The following is a 26,082-nucleotide window of genomic DNA, read 5'->3' as shown; positions in this document are numbered from 1 at the left end:
GGGATTTCTTATGTTCCACATTTAAATAAATTATTGAATTGTCAAGATTTTTAAAATTAAGGTATAAATATTGATGTCGAATTTAAAATTACTTATCAGTTTTTAAATAATTTTCAAATCTTATTCAATTCTTAAAAATACCATTATGGAAAATCTTGCCCAAAAACAGACGAATACCGGAAAGAAACCGCTGACCAACAAAAAAGCCATCCATATCGATATGACACCCATGGTGGATTTGGGATTTCTGCTGATTACCTTTTTTATGCTTGCAACCCACTTCTCCCAACCAAATGTAATGGACTTAGGTTTACCCGCGAAAAGCCTCACTCCGACAAACACAGTGATTGATTTCCGCAATCAGATTACTTTCCTCATCGGGAAAGATAACCGAATTTTCTATTACCAAGCCGAATCAAAAGACTTAAATAAAAATGTTTTAAGGGAAACAACTTTCGAGGGGAACCAAATTGCGAAAATCATTTCCAATGCGAAGAAATCCGCTCCAATACCTGACATTTTCACCGTCATCATCAAACCAACAGACGATTCCAGCTATAAAAACTTCGTGGATATGCTGGATAATATGGGTATTACGAATAATGAGCGATATGGAATTTCTGATATAAAACCCATCGAAAAAGATATTTACACAAGCGCGATTGAACCGTAAATAGGGCAGAAAAATCAACTGCCAAAATTTCCTGTAATGCTTTATCTTTAGCTATCGAAAACATTTTGTCATGGATAATTCTTCAGCAATTGGCGGATTACTACTTCTCGGGATGATCGCTTTTATTTGGTTGCTTCCGATATTCAGCATTCTTTTTTCGCGGAAGACTTCGGGCGGCGAAAAGCTAGCCTGGTTGTTAGCGGTCCTATTCGTTTCATGGTTTGCATGGATTTTTTATTTGCTGCTGGCGCCGATCAGCAAAAAGGTTTAGAAACCATTCGTTTCATCGATTATTTCTCAAAAAGTTACAGAAGATGTTCCGAATCACTGGAATCAATTTTTGTTTTTGGTATTTCGGTCGATTTTATAATTCTTAAAAAAAATATCATGGAATTCTCATTTCCATACTCTTCTTTTAATTATATTTGCGAATCTTCAATAAATTAAACTATGAAAAAACTTTTATCAGTTGTTGCCTTTTTGACATGTTTACTAGTCTTTGGCCAAAAGGATTATCAAAAAGTCCGTGTTTATTACAGCAACCAGGCCGAACTCAGCCAGGCCATAAAATTAGCCCAGACTGAACCCAGAACATTTAAAAAAGGAGTTTTCTTTGAATGCGAAATTCCAAAAGTCCTTGCCGACGAAATTCGCAATGCCGGATTGAAAATCGAAATCCTGGAGCCCAATCTCCGGGAATATTACGACCGACTGGAAAAGGAATTCGATGCCAAAAGCATCACCAGTTCCTGCCCTGGTTTTGCCATTACTGATCCTGTGAATTACAAAGCCGGAAGCATGGGTGGGTATCTGAATTACAACGAAGTGATGGCCGAACTGGACCTCATGAAGACGCTTTACCCAAATCTGATTTCAGCTAAGGCGGCAATTTCTACTTATACCACTTTTGAAAACCGTCCGATTTATTACGTGAAAATTTCAGACAATCCGCAAACGGAGCAAAACAAGAAAAGAATCCTGTACACCGCTCTGCACCATGCACGTGAACCCGGATCATCACAGCAGCTGATTTATTATATGTGGTATCTGCTGGAAAACTACGCAACCAATCCCGAAATCAAATCTTTGGTTGATAATACCGAAATCTATTTCGTTCCTGTGGTCAATCCAGACGGATTCGTTTACAACTCTACCACCAATCCCAATGGCGGCGGAATGTGGCGTAAAAACCGCCGTTCCGGTTATGGGGTTGACAACAACCGAAATTATGGTTACCAATGGGGAACAACCGGAGTCAGCACCAATCAAAATAATGACACCTACTGCGGTCCAAGTGCTTTTTCCGAACCAGAAAATCAGGCCATAAAATGGCTTTGTGAACAGAAAAACTTTGGAGTCGCCATCAATGCACATACCAGTGGGAGACTTTTGCTGTATCCCTTTAGTTATGATTACAATAAGCTGACACCCGATGATTTCGCTTTTCAAATGACCTCTGCGGAGATGGTTCGGCACAGCGGTTATCAGAATCAGATTTCTTCAGCACTCTACCCATCTTCTGGAGATGCTGATGACTGGATGTACGGAGATACTTCTACAAAACCAAAGGTGTTTTCATTTACCGCAGAAATCGGTAATAATTTCTACGAACCTTCCGGACAAATCAAAAGCATCAGTGCGGGAATGGTATATACCAATCTTTCTGCATTAAGATTTCTCCATAATTATGCTGTTTTAGATGATACTTCGGATTTTTTTATCAGCACTCAAAATGCTCAGTTTCAATACTCACTGAAAAGGCTCGGATTCGTTGACAATCAAGATTTTGTGGTGAAAATTACGCCGGTTTCGGCAAACATCAACAGTGTGGGCACTCCGAACACCCATTCCGGAATGACTATCGGGCAAACTGTTAATGGATCAATTTCACTGAACCTGAAACCAACCATTGCCAATGGCGAAGCAGTGACTTTCAAAGTGGAAGTGGACAACGGAAATTATGTGCAAACCAATTATGTTACCAAGTTTTATGGAAACGTGGTCAATAAATTCTCCGAACCAGCAAACACCATCGCTCAATGGACCAAAACGGGAAAATGGGATATCACCACTTCCCAATATGTGTCCTCTCCAACTTCGATCACAGATTCACCAACAGGAAACTATTCCAATAATTCGGATACTAACATCCGAACAACCAATGCAATAAATTTGACCAACGCAGTTGCGGCACAGTTAGAATTCAAAGCAAGATGGAACATTGAAAAAGTATACGATTATGTGGCATTGGAAATTTCGACCAATGGTACGACTTGGCAACAACTCTGCGGAAAATATACCAGTCCAGGAACTAGCAATCAGATTTCAGGGCAACCGATTTATGATGGCGTGCAAACTACTTGGATAAAGGAACAGATAGACCTATCTGCCTACATTGGCCAACAAATTTATCTCAGATTCAGATTAAAAAGCGACGCATCAACCACTGCCGACGGGTTCTACTTTGACGACCTTTATGTGAGAACCATTTTAAACGGAAGCTTAGCCGCTTCAAGTACACCAATTGAAAATGCCAAAATATATCCGAACCCGACTTCTGACCGATTGTTTGTGAAGGATTTCGAGAAATTCAAAACCTACAAAATCTTCTCGATGGACGGAAAACTGCTTCAATCAGGAAAAAGCACCGCAACCATTGATGTAACTAAACTTGCAAACGGAATCTATGTCGTTGAACTCGATGGCGGTTCCTTGGTTTTAAGGGAAAAATTAATGATCAAAAAATAGCGGATCCCTCATTAAAAAAGAAACCCATTGTAACATCTACAGTGGGTTTTTTAATATATTTTCGATTCCGGTTTATGGATTCGTATTAGGAACACTGCTGAAACCCAGGGAGGTTTTCACAGAAATATCAGATGTTGGCGATTGTTTCAAAACATAAACCAGCCTTTCCTGAACCGCACCGGATTTCATGATATGGTCAAAAGTGGAGGAAGTGTTCAAGTCCAAGGAAAGCGAAGTTCCCACATTATCCGGAATATCTTCTCTGGAAGCTACCAAAACCTCATTGCTGCCGTTGTTTGACAAATATACTTTCACCGATTTGAAAATTCCCATACTCGTATTGGAACCCACAGATATCGTAGCATTGGAAACCCGGATGTCTTTCACATTTGCTCCCGATCCGGTCAATTGGTTAATGCTTTGCGCCACGGAAACGTTGGAAAGCGTGGTATTCGCAGGCGATCCCGCAGTAACCAAAATGGTCGCATTATAAGGAAACGTATTTTGCAAAATCGATGAAACGGTGGAACAACTCGCTAAAGTTGCGGTGGCAACTATGGCTGATAAAAATAAATTTTTCATAGTGGTAGGTATTAATTGAAACCTTTTATTCAGAAATTGTACCAAGACGAGGTTTTAACAAAAAATTAACGGTCACGAATCTTCAACGCAAAATTACATCCTTTTGCCTTAAAAAACAGAAAAAATGCTTTTGGCACCTCTAAAAAAAATCTGAAACACCTTTATTACATCAGAATTGTTTTCACTTTTTTTCACACCGCCATTCGTCTTCCAATGCATAAGCAATAAGCCAATCGCGATTTGGAGGAAATATGACGGCATCGCCGTGCCAACCGTTCATGAAATCGTCATTTACATTTTGTACAAAATCCTGTAAGTCGATTTCCAATAAAAACGCATATTTTAGCCAGCAAATCAACACTTTTTTTTCTTCAAGTTGGTGCAGCTCCATCAGTTCCCGCATCACTTCATCGGGTTGATTGCCATAGCCGACAACGGGCGCATCCAAAATGTAACGAACCGGATTTGCACTTGGGTATTTTTCCAGGGCGGTTTTAACCTCTTTGTCTTCATTCGTAATCAAAACATCGGAAAGTTTGTATTTTGCCAGATTTTCTTTACGAATATACTCTCGAAGAAGTTCGTGAAACTCCAGCGGAATGCACCGAAATGAAACCACGCTGTATTTGATCCCAGAGTTTTGAAGCTCCTCCAAAACCTCCAGAAAAGGCGCAATGTTACGTGTCACAAATTCGCTGAACCGAATTCGAATCTGCAGTTGAGCCCTCTTTTCCTGGAGTTGGTTTCGTTGGTTGGGATTCATGTTTCAGATGTTATTATTGAAAAAAACTTATTCTTAATTGACGAGTACTTTCTGTTCCCTTGCCGCCAAACCCTCAAAAAAAGATTTGTAAACAGAAGTTCCACTTTGGAAGAAAGGCTCATTAGTGCAGGTAGAACTCCCTACAATCTCTTGAATAATTAGGGTATCCGGAAATGCAAACATATTCACACAAGGGAGCAACTTGTTCCAATTTAAGTTTACTTTTCCCGATGTTTCATTCCAAACCGAACAATTTATTTTTTTTGCAGCGAGTAACATTCGGTTGTTTTCCGAGGTTATCTCTTTGGTGAATGCATCTTGTTTCTGTTTGTACTGCTTTAATTTCGCATCAAATTCATCCGAAAATTGTTTTCGCATTATTTCTGACTCCGCTTCAAGTTTTTTTAAACTGGCGATTTTTAAATTGAATTCTTCTTGCAGTTCCTTTGTTTTTTGTATTTGATTTTTTGTTAAATCTGCTACAAGCTGCGTGATTTCCACAGATAGCGCTCTGTTTTGCTCATTTATGCTTTGAATGCCCTGTTTTTCCTGTTCTGCATCAAGTTGAGTAATGAGTAGCTCGTTTTCTGCTATTTTTTGTTTGTTCTGATCTCTTTGGGCAGCATTGTTTTCTTTGATCCGGGCAAGTTCGGTTTCTTTTTTCTCGTTAAACTCTTTTTCCAGCCAGCCTTTTTTCGCTAAAAGTATTTTTTTGGAGCTAGATTGGATTAGTGCTTTTGAACCGGAGATCAAAACATCTTCCAACCAAATCTTATGTTGTGATTGGGCATCTTCTAACAATTTTTTCTCATAATTCTTGCTGTGTTGGGTAATTTCTTCACACAGTTTGATATTGTTTTTCTTGATTTTTTCGATCTCATCGTATTGCTTGATGATCGCTGGATCTCCTTTTTCAAGATTTTGCAGCTGCACTTTTTTGATGGCTGTTTTTTCAGAAAACGATTTTCTTGTAGTTTCAATTTCTGCAGTAGTAGCTGGGATTGCATAACCTTTCACATCACCCAAATGTTTCTCAAAACTCTCGCCTCTTTTTTCAAAATCCGATTTCCAGCCGCCGCATTGGCTGCATCTCGCACCAATTTTCATGTCGGCAATCAGATTATCGCGTTCTTTGTTTAGCGCCGCTAATTCGTCCCGTAACTTGGCGATATTATCTTTCCAGCGTTTTTCCAATTCGGGGATTTTATTTCTGATCTGGTTTATTTTTTCTTCATTGCCTTCATATAAAGCAGCTTTGCTTTCCACAGCTGTTACTTCTGAAATGCCAATGGTTTGCGCGGATAAAACGGCATGCAAAACAAAAAAAGCTATGAATGCTATATTTTTCATGAATGATTTTTAATAAAATTAATTTCCAAAGGGATCGTCTTCAGCTTTTTCCAAATCAACCAAATACTGGAGTGCTTTCATCAACTTTTTGCCATCTTCTGAATCAATTTTTGGATAATAAAGAATCAAATAAGACTCCAACTTGGACGAGCTGCTTGTATTGTATTCTCTGTAATACCAGTTATAGTCAAAGTTCCGGTTATTGGGATGTTCTTTTTGGGTTTGTGTGTAATCTGTTCTATCTAATTTCACCGCATCAGAGCCAAAGCTTATTTTAATCTTACCTATTGAGGCATTATCAGAATCCACCCCTGCATCGGTAATGGATTTGATATAAGCAGCATTAAAGCTTCTTTCAAACTTGGAACCACTATATCCCCCATTCATTTTATCTTCCCGTACCCATTCATAGTCTTTTATACTTTTTGTTTTACCGTTGCTCCAATACTCATTGTAACTGTATTTTCCTTCTCCGAGAGATTTGAAATTGTTTTCCAGGATATAGACCCGCGTTTTATTTGACCATGCTGATGTGTAACCAACAAGGTCTTTCAGCTTTTTATTAATATAATTTACAGTTTCCTCCTTTGTTAAGCTCGCCCCTTGAGAATAGCACAGGTTAAAGCTTAAAAGCATTAATAAAAAAATTGTTAATCGTTGCATATTTGTCATATTAAAGGTTTACATTTTTTAAAGTGGAAAATGATATGATTTTCTGTTTTAGAACTCCATATTCTCATAATGCCAAAGATATCTGGGATTTCATAACCAAACAATACCCACCACTGGGTATTTTTAACAAAAAATGGATATATTTGAGTTTTGACACCATGTCAATTAAGTATTTATCAGTAAAAGCCAAGATTTATTCCGTATGAAAAACTACGATGACATAGAACAGAAGCTCTTTCAGATCGAGCGGAATCTTTCCAAGGATTCTTTTGACATTGCCGATATTTCAGAAATCATCCCGGCTTCCATCATGGTTCACAGCCTAAGCAAAGGCGCTCCGCAGCAAATCCTGTACATGAATGAGTGGGGCTGCAATAATTTGGGTGTGGAACTTGAAGAGCTCAACAGCTTGCGAGAACAATACTACGAGCAGTTCTTTATCCGGGAAGAGACCAATGCCATCATTCCACAACTTTTAAGCTACTGCAATGAGGGAGACTATTCCCGGCAACTCAATTTTTTCCAGCGCGTGAAGCTTTACAAGTCGGATAAGCACCGGTGGTTTTATACCGTTTGCAAATTATTGGATAAAAATGATGAGCAGCAGTTGATCATGCTCTCGACACCCATTGAAGGTACAGGAACATTGATGGAAAAGGTAAAAAAAGTCCTAGACGAAAACGAGTATATAAGACTCCATTACAAAAAATTCGCATTGCTGACCAAACGTGAAAAAGAAATCCTCGCATTACTAAGCGGCGGAAAGTCATCGGCAGAAATTGCAGACCTGCTTCACATCTCAAAAGAAACGGTTTCCACACACCGCAAAAACATCATCAAAAAATTAGAGGTAAAATCTTTTACGGAACTGCTGCGTTTTGCCCTTGCTTTTGATTTGGTTTCTTAGAGCAGATTGAATAAAATCATCCGGACACCACAAAAACAACCTATATTTGATAAATTTTCCGATATGAAAACCGTCTGTTTCCTTTCCTCAATACTCTTTTCGCTAATTTCCATTATGGCAAATTCACAAAAACTCACCACTTATGTCAATCCTTTTGTCGGAACCAAAAATATGGGCCACACTTTTCCCGGCGCTACCGCTCCATTTGGAATGGTGCAGCTTTCGCCGGAAACCAACCAGGTTCCTTATGCAATGGATGGAAAATACAATCCCGAAACTTACCGATATTGTTCCGGTTATCAATATGATGACAAAACGATATTTGGTTTTTCTCACACCCATTTCAGCGGAGTCGGTCATTCCGATTTGGGCGATTTTCTGGTAATGCCCACCGTAGGGAAACTGAATCTGGAACCCGGAACGGCGGAACAACCAGGAAGCGGATATCACTCCCGGTTTTCAAAAAATACCGAGAAAGCAAGTCCCGGATTTTATCAGGTTTTTCTTGATGATTATGGAATTAAGGCGGAATTGACTTCCAGCGAAAGAGTTGGTTTCCACCGTTACACTTTTCCGAAATCTTCAGCATCGCATATCATTTTGGATTTGATGTCGAACATCTACAATTACGACGCTAAAAATGTGTGGACTTTCGTGCGGGTTGAAGACAACCAAACCATCACCGGATTTCGGGAAACGACTGGTTGGGCAAGAACCCGAAAGGTTTTCTTCGCCATGAAATTTTCAGAACCATTTAAGAACTATGGCAGAAAACGTTACGAAAAAGTGGAATACAACGGCTTTTACCGAAAATTCAACGAAAATGAAAACTTCCCGGAATTTGCAGGAAGACAGATTCGGGCATATTTTGATTTTGACACGAGCGAGCATGAACAGATTTTGGTCAAATTTGCGCTTTCGCCCACGTCAACTTCCGGCGCGCTAAAAAACCTGGAAGCCGAAATTCCGCACTGGGATTTTGATAAAACCAAAAAAGAAACCGAGACAAAATGGGAAAAGGAACTTTCCAAAATCGAGGTAGAAACTTTAACCGAAAACGATAAGAGGACCTTCTACACAGCAATGTACCACACGATGATGTCGCCAATTCTTTACCAAGATGTCGATGGAAAATATTTGGATATCGACCAAAACATTCACAATGCGAAAGATTTTACCAACTACACTATTTTTTCACTTTGGGATACTTATCGGGCGCTTCATCCTTTATACAATATTATCCAGCCGAAAAGGAACAACGATTTTGTGAAATCCATGCTTTCGCATGCGCGACACAGCGTACACAAAGCCTTGCCGATTTGGTCCCATTATGCCAATGAAAACTGGTGCATGATCGGTTATCACGCAGTTTCGGTTCTCGCAGATGCCATGGCAAAAAACACCACCGATGCCGATTTGAAAACCATGCTCAACGCAAGTGTGACCTCATCTAACCTGAAATATTATGACGGAATCGGTGAATACCTAAAATACGGATATGTTCCCGAAGATAAAAGCAATTCCTCCGTTTCAAAAACATTGGAATATGCTTATGACGATTGGTGCATCGCTCAAATCGCCGAAAAACTGGGCGACGAAAAAACCAAATCCGAATACCTGAAACGCAGTGAAAACTACAAAAACGTCTATAATCCGAAATCCGGATTCATGCACCCGAAACTTTCCGATGGAAGTTTTAAAACAGCTTTTGATCCAATGGACACTCACGGACAAGGATTTATAGAAGGAAACGCCTTTAATTATGGACTTTATGTTCCTCAAAATGTTCCGGAAATGATTAAGATGATGGGCGGAAAAAACAAGTTCTCAAAACATCTCGACGAAATTTTCACTACCGAAATCGCCGACAAATACATTGAAAAGAACGAAGACATTACCCGGGACGGAATCATCGGGAATTACGTTCACGGAAACGAGCCCGGTCATCACATTCCGTATTTGTACAATTGGACAAATGACGCCTGGAAAACCCAGGAAAAAGTTCGGATGATCATGCGGAAAATGTATTCAGACGGTGAAGACGGACTCTGCGGAAATGATGATGCCGGACAAATGAGTGCGTGGTATGTTTTTTCGGCGCTCGGTTTTTATCCGGTTTTACCGGGTTCTGCTGAATACCAATTCGGTTCGCCTTTGCTAAAATCCGCAAAAATCAATCTGGAAAACGGGAAAACTTTAAACATCAAAACCGAAAACCAGTCGGAGAAAAATGTATATGTCTCCAAAATTTTCGTGAATGGCAAAGAAATTAAAAACCACATACTGAAACATTCCGATATTGCGAACGGAGGAGAGATTGTTTATGTGATGGATGGTAAAAAGTAAGTGAAAGAAGCACAATTGATGGGTTACTTTCTGCGTAAAACAATTTAAATTCGGGAAATCTGCAAGAAATTAAATATCTTTGAACTTACAAAAAAAAGTAAAATGCTCAATAATTTAAGGCACAATTTGGAAAGGCAATGGTTCGGCGTTCTCACGAGAATGGGCACGAAGCTGGGAATTCCAGTGTCCAAACTCCGGGTATTTTTCATCTATTCCACCTTTGCTACGGCAGGAGTTTTTTTCCTGATTTATTTGGGACTCGCCTTTACACTTTGGATCAAAGATATGTTTATCACCAGAAGACCGGGCGTTTTTGATTTGTGAATTGCCGCCAATGCAAGATTTTTTTTCGAAATTTCAAATTAATGGCATGAAAATTTATGCGAATAATTGATCCGCAAAAATTTTAATTCTCACTAATATTTCATCGTTTTGGAGTTTTTACAATTGACATCATCGGAAGATTTCCGTGCGAAAAACATCTATGAATCCTACTGCGCTTCCTTTATCGAAGACGAAAGACGGAGCGAGAAACAGTTTCAGCAACTCTTTGCACATCCTAAAGTAAAGGTATTTTCGGTAATTGACCAATTTGAAAATATCGGATACCTGATTCTTTGGGAATTGAGCAACTTCACATTTGTGGAGCATCTGGAAATTTTCGTGGAGCATCGGAATAAGAAATACGGTTCTGAAATGATGAGGATTCTTTTTAAGGAATTCTCGCGACTTGTTTTAGAAGCTGAACCCGAAAATCAAGATGACAACTCCAAAAGGAGAATTTCGTTCTACCAAAAAAATGGCTTCACCATTATTGATGAAACCTATATGCAGCCGAGTTACGGCGAAGGAAAAAAACCGCTAAACCTCCTGCTTTTTGCCAATTGGAAACCGGAAAGTCTCGAGCGGATCAAGGAGGAGATTTATGATGTGGTATATGTTTGAATCTTGATTTCAGATCGATACAGGATGCAATTCTTGCAAAGTTTAATCCACCTGATATTCCAGTTTGATGGTGATGCTCGCTTCCTTGTCTTTCGACGAGGTGTTGAACGTTCCGCCATAAGAATATTCTTCCGTGGAATTCGGCGCGGTGATTTGGGTAACTCCCATCGTCGCCTTTTTCAGTTTCCCCAATGAACTTCCGGAGTTTTCAGCGATTTTCTCGGCGCGTTGTCTGGCGTCCTTCGTGGCGTCTGCAATCATTTGGTGTTTCACGTCTGCCAATTTGGAGTAGAAATAATTCGGAGGCGATGAGGTGAACTCAATTCCCAGATTGATGATTTCAGTGATATTTCTGGAGAGGTTTTCAATCTTGGCGACATCATTACTGTCAATGGAAACGGTTTGCGAAAGTTGATAGCCCGCAAAAGTCTGACTGCTTCTTCCGTTGGAATCTGTATTGTAATTGAATTCTTTCTGGATATCTACCGCAGAAAATATGATCTCATTCTTTGGAATTCCCTTTGAAACCAGATAGTTCTCGATTACTTTCCTATCGTTTGCAAGTTGGTCATAAGCAGATTTCAACTCGAAACTGTTGCGCGAGAAATTTCCGCTCCAGGCAATCACGTCTGATGTAAATTTTTTCACGCCTAATCCGGTAACGGAAATAGTGTTTTCAGATTTATTTCTGTTTTTAATGGCGTTTCCTAAGAAAGCGAGCCCAATAACGAATCCAAGTGCTGCGATCGCGATCGCAATGATGTTTTTGTTCATAAAGTGAAGTGGTGTTTATTGAATAACTTTTTGTGATTGCATTGATGATAACAATTCCCGTTCCAAATTTTAAGATTTCTTTAACTTTTAATGGGAATTCTATTAACTTTTTGTTTTTCTGGTTTTCACATATTCTTTATAAGCCAACATCATCTCTGTCGATATTTTGGAAATGTTGAAATTGTTCCGGTATTTTTTCGCCAACTGATAAGTTTGGTCGGCATAAATGAGGAATCGGTCAATTTCATCTTCATCCCAACCTTGGGATATGTAAAAACTTAAATCAAGTTCCAACTTAATCCTGGCGAAAAAATGCTGAGTTTCGGCGTAATTGGCTATAGTCAATGGATTCGCCTCCTTTTTGATCAAGCCATAAATAGCCTTTGCGATTCCCAAAATATTTGCGTGTCCCGCACTGTAATCCTGTCCTTGGAATGCCGATGGCGTCGTCAGTTTCGGAGCAACTTCACTTAGCGGAGTCATCATGTATGCATTTAATGACGAATTGAGCGCAACCACCCTTTTAGGCGGATCAAGTGTTTTGGAATCTTTCTTCAAATTCCCAGTGGGTTGAAAAGCAATCTCTACTTCCGGAATCAGGTACGGAACTCTGTTCAAGAGGACATCGAGCGGTTTCGAAAAATTTTCTTTGGAAATCCTCACGTCAAAGCGGTCATAACCGCTTTTCACAAAACGGAGTTCGTCCGATGGTTTTGCGGCAATCATATAGTTCCCGTCTTTGTCGGAAAGTACTTTCTCATCGGTTCTGGTGTTAATGATGATCGTTTCAAAGATTTCTTTTCCCATTTCTGACTTCACCTTCCCGAAAATATAGGTCTGGGAAAAACCTGAAATCGAACAAGCGAGAAAGAAAATCAAAAGTAGTTTTGTTTTCATGGATTAAACTTTTGTTAAAAGTAAATCCTTTTTTGATTTGGGCGAAGAAGTTTAACCGCTGTTAACGGGTTTTATGAGAATATTGGGAAATTCGATTTTACTATCTTGGAATAAAAATTGCGTATCTTTGCATCCTTACAAAATCCGGGGCAGACTGGTTTCGACAGCAAGACCAATGGATAAGTAAGCATGCAGAGAACCGTGGCGCGATCTCTTTAATCCCTTGCTACAAAATTTTAACTGGCAACCAAGAGTTCGCTCTCGCTGCTTAATCTGAATCATAGTAGGATTAGCGTTTTTCCTGAAGCACAGTAAGGAAACGAGATATCCCGCAGAAGTTCTGTTTCGCGACGTCTGATCACGGGGTATAGCAATGCGGAAATAAGTCCCGAGAGTCTTCGAATCGGGAACGAAAACCTCAGAAGATAAGCGCAAAGTTGGCTGTCCGCTGTCTGCTTTGCGACGAAAACCAAGAACGGAATAAGCATGTAGAAATCTTATGTGTTGCTTGTTTGGACGAGGGTTCGAATCCCTCCTGCTCCACACCTATAAAAATAACCCATTGATAATCAATGGGTTATTTATTTACAGTAGAGTTTATCCCCACATCCTCCCCACATATGGATAATTAGCGCATAAAATGCTTGAAAGTATATTGTAAAAATTCACATCAAAAATCGCATTGTCAATAGCCAGGGGTACTTAAAAATCCAGAAAATGACCCTGGCTATGCTCTGTATATGACTACCCTCTTTCGATATTTTCCAACCAAAAAAGGAACTATGTATTTTGGAACTTGGATTGATGTGGAAGGAGAGTATTTTGATACGGCTCACTTCCCAGATAATCTGAAAAAATATCCATTTCAGGGTGGGGGCGTGTATTTATTGCTTGGATTTGTTGAGGTAGATTTCCACTTCCCAACGATAACCATTACTAAAATGGCTAAGATGCCTTTTATACCTGACCCAAGATATGCTTACGATAAAGAAAAAGCTTTGGAAGCCCAAAGAAATATCAAGGAAGATGTGAGTATGACATGGAGAAAGCCTTATCCACAAGAACATGAAATTGGTTTACCAAGAATAAAGATGAAATAATTTTTTAACTTTACTAAATTTCAAAAACAACTAAGTAGTTATGAGTATGCAAAAAAATAAAAAGGTGAAAATCCAAAATGAAGGTGATTTATGTCTTTGTGGAACTCCAATGGTAAAGAAAATTCCAAACCGTAAATTAAAATCTAATCAAAAATACTATTTCGAATATTATTTTTTGTGTCCATCTTGTAAGTATCAATACAACCCTGAGGAAGCTAAGAGAATTATTGACCAAAACTAAAATCAAAATATAAAACCACCTATGTGTAACTATATTTCACTATTATCAGAAGCTCAAGAGCTTGAAGAATACTTCGAAGCACAATATGTTGGCGAGCCTTATCACAGGGAATTCAGGATTAATGGATTTGCTACACCCCGAGTACCTATTATCGTAGATAGAGACACTTCACATATTGTTCCAGCAGAATGGGGACTTATTGCTTTTTGGAGTAAAAACAGGGACTTTCAGAAGAAGACGCTTAATGCGAGAATTGAAACTGCTGAAGAACTAAAAAGCTACAAAAACTCAGTAAATAATCGTTGTTTAATTCTGGTGAACGGTTTCCATGAATGGCAATGGCAGGACGAAAAAGGAAAAATCAAGCATCAGTATTTAGTTGGCATCAAAGACCAACCTATTTTTGCTCTTGGTGGGATATATAATTTGTGGACAGACCCTGAAACCCAAAAAGAAGTACCTACTGTAACCGTAGTAACTACACAGGCAAATGAACTTATGTCTGAAATCCACAACACTAAGCACAGGATGCCAATAATGCTTGGCAAACAGGTTCAATATCGATGGTTAGACGATATTCCATTGCAGGATTTTTCATTTCCGAATTATGAAGCGGAAGTCGTTGCAACCAACCTATCATTTGAAAATAAATTGTTTTAATTTAAGGACATTTCGAGTTTACAAGTTATTGATTATGTAAGAGTTAAACTATATAAGCATTTGACTTAAGTGCATATGTTTTTAAGTAAGTAGGAAAAGTTCAATAATTTTTAGGTTTTTATCCACAAATATTTTTTGACGGCTAATGCCTACATGTCCGATTAAATCCCAATAAAATTTCTCATGTTGCGTAATTGACGAATCATAAAAGAAAAACTTATCATGAATTTGCCGCTATAAAAATAAGAAGACCAATAATCGCCAAAACAATGATTATACCAACTATGGACATACTGCTATCTTGCTGCTTTATTTTTGTATTTTGAACAGGAGATTTTGTAGAAGTACTTTCATATTCAATATTTTGTTTCACGTTTAGAGTGGGATTACTAGTGAAGTATCTGTCCTTTATAGCTTTCACCTCAGGCACATTTGATACATATTCTATATAGCCATTCACAAAAACCGAGTTCAAATCTCTGCCCGACCTGTAGATTTCCTCGATATCTTTTAATGTGACATCAATTTTTGACCCCCGATTTCCAAATACTTGATATCTCCGAGCAGATGAAGGAACATTTATAGAATGCTGGTTTAGTTTGATAAAATAATTCCTCTCATTAATATTGAGATAAAACGGTTTTTGCACTCCGTTTTTTTCTATTATGATAAGTCTTGAAGCATTGTCCAAAGACAGTTTCAAGGGCGTTGTTCCTAATTTTAAGCCGCTAACTGAATTAAAAAAAACGTTCGCATTGGGAACATCAGCATCAATTGTGAAATATGCTTGTTCGTCTTTGGTTCGAACTTGAGTTGTCTCATTAATTTTCGAAAGAGTTACAGTAGTCGGTTTATGTAACTGTATAGCATTACCGTACAGTTTCAATTCAGACCTTGAAGGTGACGATGTATTTGAAAGCAATTTATCCAAGTAATAGTCTACCGATGGTTGCCGCAAATTTCTTAGTCTCGAAACTAGAATTGATGCGTGAGGTGTTGCGATGTCTTTTGCCCGAAATAGGAAGTTATCACCATCATTAAATCCACCGCTCATGTCTTTATTCCAAAGTGTTTTGTCGAATTTCAACGCTTCGAGAGCAGTGACCATTAACCAAAAAGAAAAACCGTCTATCTTTTCGTCAAAATCATCTTTCGTCCTTCTATTGTGTTGAAATGATGAATGACCTACTTCAACTGCTTTTTCACCTTTCAAACTGGGAATAAACATTGCATCGTAATCAACAAGTCTCAAATTAATGCTGTTTTCATTCTTTTCAACCAGTAAATTTCCAGATTGGATGTCTCCATGTGCAATACCTTTCTTCTCAAGTGACTGACTGAGTTGTAATATTTTGATTATAAGTTCATCTATTTTACTGTTTGAATGTAAAATATCTGTTACATATTCATTAATTAAAATTCCCGAAGTCCAGTCCATCACAACTACTGGAAAATAATGGCCTTTTATTCTGATTCCTCGCTCAATTACACGGCTTTTGCACAACCACGGTTCATTGACCTGAGAAAGAAATTCACTAATCTTTTTTGTTCTTTCAATTCTTTTGGGGTCACCAGCATTAAGAAAACATCTTAAAGCGTAATGATTATATCGAATGTCTTTTACTTTGAAAACGCTCGCAAAAGTTCCTGAACCAAAATTATAGAATTTTATTGGCGTAACTCTATTTGCAACAAACTCATATCTTTCACCAAGATTTAAGATTTGACTGCCATTTTTCTTGATTGCTATTTCGTATTCAGAAAGTAATGGATAATTCATTGACACAACTATTTATTTTTTGGCAGAATCTTCTTGCTTTAGGTCTATTAAAACTTCATCATTCTTTTTATTCGCTTGTTTCACATTATTTTTGGATTTAATTGATGCTGATTTCTCAGAATCTTGAACCTCCAACAAATTTGTTTGTTTAACTTTTGCATCCTCTTCGCCTGCCAATCTTTTGCTGTTAAAGCTTTGCCAAAAAAAGATGATTGCCGAGAGTGCCATAAGCCCTAATATGGAAAATAGAATGTAGCCAAGGGATTTCAGTTTTGAAGATATTCTGTCAATTCTTTTTTCTGAAGTATCAACATTTCTTTTTAGAAACTCGATTTGATTTTGTAGTTCTTTAATTTCTTTCATGTATTGTAAGTTGAAGTTTTTTGTAGATGCGGGATTTTCTTTTGGAAAAGAGAAATCTTCAGGCGGTAAGATTTCTTCAATTACAAAATCAGCATTGTCAAATTCACTGACTTCGATTAACGAGATGTCATCATCCTCCAACAATCTATCTTCCCAAATATTTAAAATATAGTTTTTAAAATCAGCAAAATTTTGAACATTCAATATTTCGATATCTTTAGTCCTCAGAATGTATCTTGCAATTGCATCCGTAACCAGCAACAATTTGCAATCACGCTGTATTTCAACATTTTTTTCATAAAATGTATCTTCAGAAATTTCGTTCCTGATTAATTTTTTTGTCCCTAAGAATCCTTGGTCGGCATCTAATTGCTCTACCGAAGTGAAAGGGTAAGAAGAAAAAATTTTCCCATTTTTCACAACAAAAGAACATACATCTCCAGATGAGATAAATTGCACTTTAATCCCATCTATTTGAACTCCCATAAAGGTTGAAAAACTTCCAAGCTCCCTCTTTTTTTTCTCAATAGCTTTTACAGCAAAGTTTTCATTGAATTCAAACCTAATATCATCGAATTCCTCAGCTTTTGTGGTAAAAAACTCTATAAGGTCGTTTTTCTTAAAGTTGGGAGAAGTTGTAAAAGCCTGAACTAACATTTCAGCCCAAATTTCCGACCTGAAACCTTGGGTTGCACCATCACATAGGGCAACCGTTCTTAAAGCAGGATTAATGAGATATTTGTCCTGAATTTCCGCAAAAGTTTCTGAAGCCTTTTTTTGGATTTGAAATACTCTTATTTTCATCACTATACAGGGTCACTGCTTATTTGTAAAAAGTCCATCAGATTTCTTGCTGTACCATTATAGATATATCCTTTTGAACCTATTTGCGTGTGATAGTTTTTATTTTTTGCGATAGCGACCATCTTATCAGTTAGATTTGTTGAAATTTCAAATAAGAGATTTGCGTGTATATTAGAATTTGCAAGGTGTGTTGGAAATAAAATGCTATCACCTCCGCCTGATGATATATGGATGTTGAAAATATTCACATTCCCGTAGTTAGTACCTAATTTTTTTAAATTATTAACTGTATTGACGAGCTTTGAATCATTATTTTCTGAATCAGTTGGTACACCATCCGATATATTAATGATAATTGGAGGATGACAATCCTTATGATTACCCCAATTTATCCACGCCTCACAAATTCGATGTGCATTTTCGAAAGCCTTGGTCATTGGTGTATCCATACCTGCTTTTGGTCTAATCCAGATGGGGACATCATTTTGTTCACCTATAGCATTCTGAAATACCTCTCCTATCGAAACCACCCAATGGTCTCTAAGATTGCCTTCCCAACCAGGTTCTACAAGCCCTGCTTCCGCACCGTATCCAATGATTGAAAGTTCAAAGCGATTTTTAAGTTCACCGCCTGAACTGTAACATTTTAGTCCTGTTTCGAAAATAATTTCGTTAACGGATTCTGCGAGTTTAACGGCTTTTGAAGTATCATAACCAAAATTTCCAGCCATTGAAGCACTTTGGTCTAAAAGATAAATGATTAAACACGGATGGGTGCTGCTAATTTGAAGAGTGTCTAAATTGTACATATATTAATTTTTTGAGTATGGGTTAGTACTAAGAAAATCTTTTTTGTTTTTATTTCTGCTGAATATTACTACGCAAGGAGTATGACTCTCCAGATTCATCCATCTCTGCGGAAGCATTCTGCCCTCCATTGTATGCGAATCTTTTGGCAGAATCTTTTTTTTTCTTTCAATTTGTCGTGATGATTATCAATCATTTTACCGATGATTACGAACATCAAAAATAGGATTGGTGGTATTAGCATTAGTTCTTTGAATATGGATTATCACTGTTAAATTCTCTTGATTTTTTGGGATGAGTATCTTCTGGTTGTCCACTTTTCAGCCATGTTGCAGATTGATTATTTTGTGAATTGTGACCAGCATTATAGATTGTAGGGTTTGTGCCACCAGTTTTATTCACTATATCTCCAGTATTGTTGACATTTTCTTTCTTTTTAATTACTGGATTAACAGATGTTAGAACTGGCTCATCTTTAGACTTTGACCAAATTAGTTTTAAGATAATCATTTGTATAGCCACAACTATGAATTTTCCAAAAGTTTGACTTTCCATCATTAAACCAATTATTCCTCCACTGATAACCATTGATATAATCGTAAGAGCAACCTTTATTAATGTTTTATAACTTTTCATAATTTAATTTTTTCCGTATAGTTTTGATGGATTAAAGCCTTCTCTTCGAGTAGGGCTAGTTGGAGACGGATTCATTTCAGCGGTGGTTTTATGATGTACGGAAGCATTATCGTACTTATTGTGACCGCCATCATAGCTAAATACCTCATTTGATTTCTCATATCTTTCGGGTGTATCAACGGGATATCGCCGAACTGTATTATTTGAAGTAGGTTTGGAGTTCCTTTTGAGTAAAAACACAAGCAATAAAATAGCACCAATAGCGAGTAACACAAAAATTATTGTATTAGAATTATCAGTCTTAACACCCTTCTTAATATAAGAACCATCTGCTTTCCTGTCATAATGGTCATCTAAGTTGATTTCTGTGACGAAAGGATTTCCATCGCCTACAGAATATGTTAGTGGTTTGTTTGGAGTATTTTGTGCTGGAGAAGATTGCTGATTTTGTGCTTCTTCCACAATATTTAATGGTTTCTGAGATTCGTAAACTTCATTGAATGACGGAGAATTTTCAACAGAACGTTCAATTCTATTCATGTTACTATTTAATTTTTCTCCTATACCCATGCTTTTGTTATTTCTGAGTGCCTCATCAGCCATTTTGACTTGCTCGCTAACGCCACCTGAAGACATTCCAACTGCTGGGTCAATCGGTTGTTCGTTATAAGTCTGTGCATTTGCCAAAAACATTGCACATGAAATAAAAAAGGTCAAGATTGTTTTCATAATAAATTTCATTTTACTTTATTTTTGTACCTTAAATAATTTAAAGCTCCAGCAAAACACAAAAAGCCACCCGCAATCAATAACCTAAGGATTTGTTTTTCCGAGCCATTCCCAGAGGCAATTCCAATAATGACCATCAGTAAAATAAAAGCACCAATTGCCATAAAAATTATTCCCAATAATTTCATAATGTTTAATTTTTTAGTTATATAAAGTTTAATTTAGTTTCTTAAATGATTTTTTCATAAGATTAAATTTTTCAGATAAATTACTCCTTGAAGTGACTTGTAACAGGTAAGATTTATCATATCGATAAAACACAAGTGCTTTTGCTCGAACACCATTTTGGATTATGGTATATTCTAACATCGGAATCCCATCAACAACCACTCGTTGATAGCTGATACCAGCACCTTGTAATTTTGCTGCATAATCGTATATGAATTCTTTTGCACCTCCCGATTCCCTATAGATATTAATGTTATATATGCTTGCATTTGCACTGTCGTTTCTGCTAGAAGCACAAACCAATGATTCAACAATACTTACCTGACCTTTTGCCAACTGCTTGAAAGATGTATTTTCGTACAATGAACAAGGTGTAGAAATCTGAAAATCTAACTTGGGAAATTTTTGGATCAGGTCATTATTTTGAGCTTTTATTAAACTCCCCAATAATGCGAAAATCAATAAAGAATATTTTTTTTTCATATGCATTTGTTGTTTATAAAGCTAAAAAGCGAGGGAACAACTCGACATTTAGTCTGAAAGGTCGGCTAAAACCCAAGCACATAAAACAGGAAGCTCAACTCAATGTAAGCAAGTGTGCTCAGCTGTTTTGCTATTGTGCTTAAAATAAATTAGCCGTTTATCAGACAATGCGAAAAGTTTTACACTTTTTCGATGATGTGTTTTAACAAATATAGCAAATAATACAATAGTTTTATCAAAATTCACAGCCTCCCTTCTTTCTATTTTAAAATTAAACGTAAAATATCAATTCAACCTTTCTGAAAAATTCATCAGCTCAGGTCTATAAGATGGACTTTGAAGACTTTTGTGGATATGAAACTTATGTTTTGCTTCTAACGCTTCTATTGTATCAGATGGTGAGATTAGTGATTTGAACTCCTCTTCGCTATTTGAGTTGAGCAATTTTGCAAACAAGTCCATCTTGAAGACATTTGCAGGAATCTTCCCTTCAATTTCGTGAAAATAGTCCGTTGCCAAACTCATCAGAAATAATCTCCTTCCTTTGGAGTCAAGCTGTTCAAAAGCCTTATTGTCAATTAATTTCTCGTAAGTAGCCAGTTTTTCTTTATAGAACTGGAACTCTGAAAAAAAATTCAAATAAAATGGTAACTGAGTTGAATACAGGTTCACGATACAGTCAAGCCTACTTTGAAAGTTCCCATCAAAAGAACTAAATCTAATTGGAGGAGTTTCAAAAGGAAAAATAAGCGTGGACTCTATTTTCTTTCCTATTCCTACCAATTTGAATCCAGCCAATAAAGAATGCGTTTTAAACTTCACAAAAATCATTTTAATTTTTTTTGCAGAGTTATTCAAATTTTTCTAAATGCTATTTAAAAAGTTATTTTAATACGAAAATATTTCGGAATGTGCAATAGATTAAAACAATTACTTCATCATTGATAATCTGTAATGCAACCTCTCAATAACGATTCACCCACCAGTCTGAAAGAGCATGATTATAAATGTAAAGGGGATTTTCAGATTTAGACAATTGGAAGATGCTTAATTTCTTTTGCTCCGAAAAGCTCTCAAATCGTTCTTGAAATATTCTTTTCCAATAGCTCTCATAGTAATCTCCATCAATGTGAGGTGCTGACTCCCTAAATTTCCTCAGTTCTTGAAGAAGATATTCTTGGGGAAGGCTTACTGAGCTTAGTTGCAGTATTGATGAACACCTCTCGCCAGTATACTTGTTATCTTCATAGTTTATAAATAAGACATCATTGACCTGCCCCTTTAAGATTGTTTCAGCCATTATTTCCATGTTTCTAACTTCACTGTGACCGTCTTCTATGTTTTCGAAAGAAAGCGTCTTAAACTGAATGTATTGAGCTACGGTCTTTTTCAAATCTTTAAAGGCATTCTTTGAAAAACACTTAATATCAAATTCTTTAAAAATCTCCACCCTACTCTTTACTTCTGCTTCATCAAAAAACAACATCATCATTTCGTTTTGCAGATTCACTTTATGTCTATTCAAGCTGTGATAGGGCAACAGATTAGTGAAAAGGAATCGCTTAATAACCGAGGCTGCCTCTTGCTCATAGAAGTTCACCTCTTCATTGAAATAACTCCCTTCGATTCCTCGTAAAGGATATAATGAAACGAATGAAATGAAATACGGCCTTTCAACTGTGAGTTTTATTATGAAGGGATTCTGGTAAATGAAGAACACGATTATTTTATGCACTGCTAAATCTTGGCATTGGTTAATAGTAAATTCCATTCTGTAGGTTGAAAGTGACTCTTTATTGCTTTCAGGTGTTTTACGAGTGTTTTAGTAGTTTTAATCCCAGTAAGCTTCAATAGAACCTTTAACTTAAACTTTTCACCTTTTCCTACTAATTCCTGCATCTTTATCAAAACATTATTTTGATTAATCAGTCCAGTCTGTCTATTTCTGTAAGTTGTAATCATGCTAATTTTGGTTTCTCTTGGAAGTGAAGGGTCTTCAAAGAAAAACCTTCGTGTCTTGTTTGGAAATAATTTATAGTTATCCCTACCATTTAGACAGGATTTACATAAATTATCAGTTTCAGAGAGCAGCTTGGAAGGATAGCATTTTTCCTTGTTAATAGTCCAAATCAAACTCGATAGTTGGTTCAGATTAACATGAGGATTTAAAGTTATCAGTTGGATAGCTATTCGTTGAAGCGTTGCGTGTCTATTCCCTTGATTAATAACTTTAGGAACGTAGACTTGCGTATAATGAATTCTGTTTTCACCCAAATCACACAAGCCATTTTCATCAAACTGTAAGTTGATATTTTCAGATTTTTCATCGAAGTTGTCATATCTCAATTTAGAAAAAGTGGTAACCCTTTCACTATTCATAAAAAAAACATTTTCTTCTATGGGTTGCGTGTTTTTCTCAATTTCTGCCTCTGGGTTGATTTCATTTTGTAGGTATGAAAAGTCAATTACCTCGCTGTTTGGGTTAAAAAAGATATCTGGGTCATAAGAAAGAATGTTTAACTGTGTTTTTCTATCTGCTGACTCATCATAGGGAATGTGTAATGTATCGGCAATAATCTTATATGCCTCATCAAAGTTTTCTGTAGTTACTCCTGAAACTCTAACCAAGGAACCATATCCTGTTCCAGTAACACTCTTCCAATAAGCATAGAAGTAATCTTTATTGAATTCGTAGTTAACTTCTGTACCGTTTTTTCTGTCAACATCAAAATATATTAATCCAGTAGATTCGGTAAGGCACTCTTTCCTTCTGCATCCTGAGGAATCAAAATTCCAGAGAATTGCAGGTAACGAGGTCTTTATTCTATTTGAATCCTCAGTTCCCTTTTCAAGAGTTCTTAATTGTTTGATTTTTGCCAAGTCTGGTCTATCACCTCTGATAAAATTGATTACTTCTTCTGGATTTTTAAATTCTGAAGTTGAATTTTTGCTGAATACGTTGTCGTAAATTTTTAACATTTCTAATTTGTTTATTGACGATTGTTGTTTATGCTGCTTGGTTTAAAGTTAACTTTTGAGAATTTCTTAAGTTTCGTTCTTTGTCGAAATTATGTTTCTCTAATAATCGACATCTTTCATTGAAGACCTTGTCAGTAAGGCTTTCAAAATTTTTAGAGGTTAGTTTTTCATTGAATTCAGAAATGGTATTAATAACTTTAAGTTCTGTATTCAACTGATTCATAATTCCCAGGTCTATCAATGCACACAAGAAGTAATAAAGGCTCCTTTGCTTTGTTGAGGAAGCAGAAGTCTTAAAGGTTGTAATCAAGTTGATTTTTGCTCTAATATCTAAAGCACTTTCAGGATTAACTATGAATTTCACACAGTCATTTTCCAATATCTCATTATTTTGATATCTGTAGATTTTTTTAACAAATCCATCCAGATTTTGACTGCTTAAATGGATACTGAAATGAGAAATCATATGAATTTTAAGGAAATAACTCAATGCTTTTTTGGGCAGGAACGGATTCAATGAAAGAATACATCTACCTATGCTTTGTCCAATTTCTATAGGACTTGAATTCTCGGTCTTTAACTGGTGAATTAATGTGTAAAGATTTGTGTAAGGAAGTCCTTCCTTAATCTCGATAACATCATTGATTTCTTCTTTTGATAGTGAATTGTAATAGTTAGAAGTTACTTCTGCTAAATTGTTTGTACGAATAGATTTCATTTTATTTTTATTTAATTGTTAATTGAGTCACCCTCACCCTGAGGACAACTTCCTGAAAAAAATAAAATGAGCAGAGTTTTTAGAGAGACAAAACACTGTAGTAAGTGAATGGAAGTGTTTCTCTGCCCGATTTTTTTAGGTTTTGGAACAATTGTTCCCGTATCGTTTTCCCACCTTTAACCACGTAAAAACGGGCTTAAAACAAAGGTTGGTCACTCACTTAAGAGCCCTCCTGATACTTAATTTGCAGGCTTCATTGCTGCTTTTATTTCGGACATCAAGCAATATGGCTTACTACCAATTAGATGAGATTTTAAGGTACCTTTACGCACCCAATTATCATATGTAGAAGGACTGATGTCAAGAATCTCACACACTTCTTTCTTGTGCACTATCCTATCCTTGTCTTCAATAAGTTCCTCAATCCTTTGCTCCAATCTCTTCATTTCATAATGCATACACTGCTTAATGATTAACTGTAGCCTTTCGACTTTTACAATGATTGTATCATTGTCTAAAAATGTAATTCCATTCATAATTATGCTATTTTTAAAGTTGTTACTGTATTAATTGCTTTCGCAAATGTTTCTGCTTGTTTTCTGTCTACATCTTGAATATATTCCCTGAACTGCTTTTCGGTTGAATGCCCTGAAGCTACCATTAATGTTGAAGTCTCAATTAAGCCGTAAAAGTTTGTACAGAAACTTCTTCGGCAACAGTGGGAAGTTATAAGCATATGTTTCGGATACATCCCATATCTTTTTCTTACTCTTCCATTTTTGCCTGCTGAGGATATTCCACCTTCACACATCTCATTGATTCCAGCTAACTTAACCACTTCTTTGATGTATTCGTTAAACCTCTGGTCTGATATCTGCCGTGGAAAATTCCAGTTTCTCTTCTCCAGAATTGCTACGATTTTATGATGAAGAGCAAGACGCAAGATTTTTCCTGTCTTCTCCTGTTGAAAACAGATAAAGTAGGTTTTTACACCCTCAATTATCTCTTCCTCAATCATTGACGTACTAAACCTCAAAAGGTCTGATGCTCTTTGCCCACAAAAAGCTCCTATAATTAACCAATCTCTTGCGTTAACCAAATAATCGTTGTCATATCCATGCTTTTCTATAAGCTCCAATTCCTCAAAAGATAATGTTGGAAATTTTCTACGTTCCACCTTTATTTTTATGTGTCTTAACCCAGCATTGTAGGGGTGACCATTAGCAGCTGCATGAAAGACCATAGTTTTAATAAGTTTGAAATTCCTCCCAGTATAACTTGGCAAATATTCCTCAGTAAAAGTGCAATAGTTATCAAACGTTCTATAAAAACTTGCATCTACTTCAGTTACCAAAGGTGGCTCAATACCCTCACTTTCAAATAATCGCTCAAGGATTTTCATAAGTGATTTGCTCTTTTTTATAATAGCTTCTTTAACCTTACCTTTTCTAAATTCCTCCTCTTTGAACGAAAGATAGTCGCTTGCAGCGTTCATAAGGGTATAAGGCTTCTCCTCCTCTTCAACAGCAAATCTTTCTGGAAAAATAATCTGTTGAAGCCAGATTTTATTCAGATTTAACTTATCAGATTTTTTATAAGCCTCCTCAATAGACTCACGGATTTTCTCAAGTTCACGATTTATTTTTGAATTTGCAACCAGCCTTTCTTTTGCCTTTGAATCACGGCTTTGAACTAGCTTGCCATTTTTGAATTCTTCAATAACAGTTAAGCAGGCACCGCTCTTAGAATCCCAATCTTGTAGATTAACATTCTCAGAAGTACTGGATGTAATATCCAACCTTCTTCCTTCACGAACTCTAACCAGAATCGTGTTCTTACCCTCTTTAGGGTTTTTTAGATAAAATTTTACTGTCATAATTTTATATTTTGTTAATAT

Annotated in this window: 27 protein-coding genes, 1 other RNA gene and 1 pseudogene; 10 read left to right on the top strand and 19 right to left on the bottom strand. The window is 36.8% G+C overall.

The genetic code is table 11. The annotated features are described in order from the left end of the window. The first annotated feature begins 142 nt into the window (after window positions 1-142). The 3 genes from L0951_RS05080 to L0951_RS05070 all read left to right on the top strand — a co-directional run bounded on the left by L0951_RS05080 (window position 143) and on the right by L0951_RS05070 (window position 3,421). Window positions 143-673 carry an ExbD/TolR family protein gene (locus L0951_RS05080; RefSeq protein ID WP_410686006.1) on the top strand — a complete coding sequence of 177 codons (531 nt, stop codon included), beginning with the start codon at window positions 143-145 and terminating at the stop codon, window positions 671-673. A gap of 70 nt (window positions 674-743) precedes the next feature. Beyond that, entirely contained in the window at window positions 744-944 is a 201-nt protein-coding gene (locus L0951_RS05075; protein WP_234109979.1) for a PLDc N-terminal domain-containing protein, read from the top strand. Between the two features lie 179 nt (window positions 945-1,123). Further along, entirely contained in the window at window positions 1,124-3,421 is a 2,298-nt protein-coding gene (locus L0951_RS05070; RefSeq protein WP_234109978.1) for a M14 family metallopeptidase, read from the top strand. Window positions 3,422-3,493: 72 nt separating this feature from the next. Here L0951_RS05070 and L0951_RS05065 read toward each other — a convergent pair whose 3' ends face one another. From L0951_RS05065 to L0951_RS05050, 4 genes are all read right to left on the bottom strand, one after another. Then, the gene (locus tag L0951_RS05065; protein ID WP_234109976.1) at window positions 3,494-4,003 is read right to left on the bottom strand and encodes a hypothetical protein; all 510 of its coding nucleotides are present in this window, start codon (window positions 4,001-4,003) and stop codon (window positions 3,494-3,496) included. A gap of 181 nt (window positions 4,004-4,184) precedes the next feature. Beyond that, window positions 4,185-4,766 carry a DUF2067 domain-containing protein gene (locus L0951_RS05060; RefSeq protein WP_234109974.1) on the bottom strand — a complete coding sequence of 194 codons (582 nt, stop codon included), beginning with the start codon at window positions 4,764-4,766 and terminating at the stop codon, window positions 4,185-4,187. A 33-nt stretch (window positions 4,767-4,799) separates the two neighbouring features. After that, on the bottom strand, window positions 4,800-6,116 hold the full coding sequence (locus tag L0951_RS05055; protein ID WP_234109972.1) for a hypothetical protein: 1,317 nt from the start codon (window positions 6,114-6,116) through the stop codon (window positions 4,800-4,802). Window positions 6,117-6,134: 18 nt separating this feature from the next. Next, on the bottom strand, window positions 6,135-6,788 hold the full coding sequence (locus tag L0951_RS05050) for a hypothetical protein (protein WP_234109970.1): 654 nt from the start codon (window positions 6,786-6,788) through the stop codon (window positions 6,135-6,137). Window positions 6,789-6,990: 202 nt separating this feature from the next. Here L0951_RS05050 and L0951_RS05045 point away from each other — a divergent pair, with 202 nt between their 5' ends. The 4 genes from L0951_RS05045 to L0951_RS05030 all read left to right on the top strand — a co-directional run bounded on the left by L0951_RS05045 (window position 6,991) and on the right by L0951_RS05030 (window position 10,986). Then, on the top strand, window positions 6,991-7,695 hold the full coding sequence (locus L0951_RS05045; protein WP_053215472.1) for a response regulator transcription factor: 705 nt from the start codon (window positions 6,991-6,993) through the stop codon (window positions 7,693-7,695). A 63-nt stretch (window positions 7,696-7,758) separates the two neighbouring features. Further along, window positions 7,759-10,041, top strand: coding sequence for a GH92 family glycosyl hydrolase (locus L0951_RS05040; RefSeq protein ID WP_262908439.1), 2,283 nt, complete (start codon window positions 7,759-7,761; stop codon window positions 10,039-10,041). Window positions 10,042-10,143: 102 nt separating this feature from the next. After that, the gene (locus tag L0951_RS05035) at window positions 10,144-10,365 is read left to right on the top strand and encodes a PspC family transcriptional regulator (RefSeq protein ID WP_234109966.1); all 222 of its coding nucleotides are present in this window, start codon (window positions 10,144-10,146) and stop codon (window positions 10,363-10,365) included. Between the two features lie 108 nt (window positions 10,366-10,473). Then, entirely contained in the window at window positions 10,474-10,986 is a 513-nt protein-coding gene (locus L0951_RS05030; RefSeq protein WP_234109964.1) for a GNAT family N-acetyltransferase, read from the top strand. Between the two features lie 42 nt (window positions 10,987-11,028). Here the strand turns inward: L0951_RS05030 and L0951_RS05025 are convergent, their stop codons facing one another. Beyond that, window positions 11,029-11,760, bottom strand: a complete 732-nt coding sequence (locus L0951_RS05025; RefSeq protein WP_234109963.1) for an SIMPL domain-containing protein — start codon at window positions 11,758-11,760, stop codon at window positions 11,029-11,031. Window positions 11,761-11,862: 102 nt separating this feature from the next. Next, window positions 11,863-12,657, bottom strand: a complete 795-nt coding sequence (locus L0951_RS05020) for a hypothetical protein (RefSeq protein ID WP_234109962.1) — start codon at window positions 12,655-12,657, stop codon at window positions 11,863-11,865. A gap of 146 nt (window positions 12,658-12,803) precedes the next feature. On the opposite strand from L0951_RS05020, the gene ssrA reads away from it, so the two are divergent. The 3 genes and pseudogenes from ssrA (at window position 12,804) to L0951_RS05005 (ending at window position 14,658) form a co-directional block, all read left to right on the top strand. After that, window positions 12,804-13,203, top strand: a transfer-messenger RNA (tmRNA) gene (gene ssrA / locus L0951_RS05015). 209 nt (window positions 13,204-13,412) lie between these two features. Beyond that, window positions 13,413-13,757 (top strand): annotated as a pseudogene (locus L0951_RS05010) (DNA polymerase III subunit alpha); the annotation flags it as partial. Between the two features lie 262 nt (window positions 13,758-14,019). Then, a complete protein-coding gene (locus tag L0951_RS05005) occupies window positions 14,020-14,658 on the top strand; it encodes an SOS response-associated peptidase (RefSeq protein WP_234109960.1) in 639 nt (212 codons plus the stop codon). Between the two features lie 220 nt (window positions 14,659-14,878). Here the strand turns inward: L0951_RS05005 and L0951_RS05000 are convergent, their stop codons facing one another. The 13 genes from L0951_RS05000 to L0951_RS04940 form a co-directional block, all read right to left on the bottom strand. Continuing rightward, window positions 14,879-16,438: a hypothetical protein gene (locus L0951_RS05000; protein WP_234109958.1), complete on the bottom strand. Its 1,560-nt coding sequence runs from the start codon at window positions 16,436-16,438 to the stop codon at window positions 14,879-14,881. A 12-nt stretch (window positions 16,439-16,450) separates the two neighbouring features. Beyond that, on the bottom strand, window positions 16,451-17,605 hold the full coding sequence (locus L0951_RS04995; RefSeq protein WP_234109956.1) for a hypothetical protein: 1,155 nt from the start codon (window positions 17,603-17,605) through the stop codon (window positions 16,451-16,453). A 2-nt stretch (window positions 17,606-17,607) separates the two neighbouring features. Then, window positions 17,608-18,414: a vWA domain-containing protein gene (locus L0951_RS04990; RefSeq protein ID WP_234109954.1), complete on the bottom strand. Its 807-nt coding sequence runs from the start codon at window positions 18,412-18,414 to the stop codon at window positions 17,608-17,610. Window positions 18,415-18,655: 241 nt separating this feature from the next. Then, window positions 18,656-19,048 carry a hypothetical protein gene (locus tag L0951_RS04985; protein WP_234109953.1) on the bottom strand — a complete coding sequence of 131 codons (393 nt, stop codon included), beginning with the start codon at window positions 19,046-19,048 and terminating at the stop codon, window positions 18,656-18,658. A gap of 3 nt (window positions 19,049-19,051) precedes the next feature. Further along, on the bottom strand, window positions 19,052-19,777 hold the full coding sequence (locus L0951_RS04980; RefSeq protein ID WP_234109951.1) for a hypothetical protein: 726 nt from the start codon (window positions 19,775-19,777) through the stop codon (window positions 19,052-19,054). Window positions 19,778-19,785: 8 nt separating this feature from the next. After that, on the bottom strand, window positions 19,786-19,965 hold the full coding sequence (locus L0951_RS04975) for a hypothetical protein (RefSeq protein ID WP_234109949.1): 180 nt from the start codon (window positions 19,963-19,965) through the stop codon (window positions 19,786-19,788). A 28-nt stretch (window positions 19,966-19,993) separates the two neighbouring features. Further along, complete coding sequence (locus L0951_RS04970; RefSeq protein ID WP_234109947.1) at window positions 19,994-20,488, bottom strand: hypothetical protein; 495 nt, start codon at window positions 20,486-20,488, stop codon at window positions 19,994-19,996. A 285-nt stretch (window positions 20,489-20,773) separates the two neighbouring features. Further along, window positions 20,774-21,310, bottom strand: a complete 537-nt coding sequence (locus L0951_RS04965) for a hypothetical protein (RefSeq protein ID WP_234109945.1) — start codon at window positions 21,308-21,310, stop codon at window positions 20,774-20,776. Between the two features lie 142 nt (window positions 21,311-21,452). After that, window positions 21,453-22,259, bottom strand: a complete 807-nt coding sequence (locus L0951_RS04960) for a hypothetical protein (protein WP_234109943.1) — start codon at window positions 22,257-22,259, stop codon at window positions 21,453-21,455. Beyond that, entirely contained in the window at window positions 22,226-23,467 is a 1,242-nt protein-coding gene (locus L0951_RS04955) for a BT4734/BF3469 family protein (RefSeq protein WP_234109942.1), read from the bottom strand. Before L0951_RS04955 ends, L0951_RS04960 begins: the two co-directional genes overlap by 34 nt. 28 nt (window positions 23,468-23,495) lie before the next feature. Further along, window positions 23,496-24,185, bottom strand: a complete 690-nt coding sequence (locus L0951_RS04950) for a hypothetical protein (protein WP_234109940.1) — start codon at window positions 24,183-24,185, stop codon at window positions 23,496-23,498. A gap of 239 nt (window positions 24,186-24,424) precedes the next feature. Then, window positions 24,425-24,721: a hypothetical protein gene (locus tag L0951_RS04945; RefSeq protein ID WP_234109938.1), complete on the bottom strand. Its 297-nt coding sequence runs from the start codon at window positions 24,719-24,721 to the stop codon at window positions 24,425-24,427. Window positions 24,722-24,723: 2 nt separating this feature from the next. Next, window positions 24,724-26,061 carry a hypothetical protein gene (locus L0951_RS04940; RefSeq protein WP_234109936.1) on the bottom strand — a complete coding sequence of 446 codons (1,338 nt, stop codon included), beginning with the start codon at window positions 26,059-26,061 and terminating at the stop codon, window positions 24,724-24,726. Window positions 26,062-26,082: the final 21 nt, after the last annotated feature.

It is taken from the genome of Chryseobacterium sp. R2A-55, from assembly GCF_021401085.1.
In the GTDB taxonomy this organism is placed as follows: Bacteria; Bacteroidota; Bacteroidia; order Flavobacteriales; family Weeksellaceae; genus Kaistella.
This window is presented reverse-complemented; position numbering and strand designations above follow the sequence as displayed.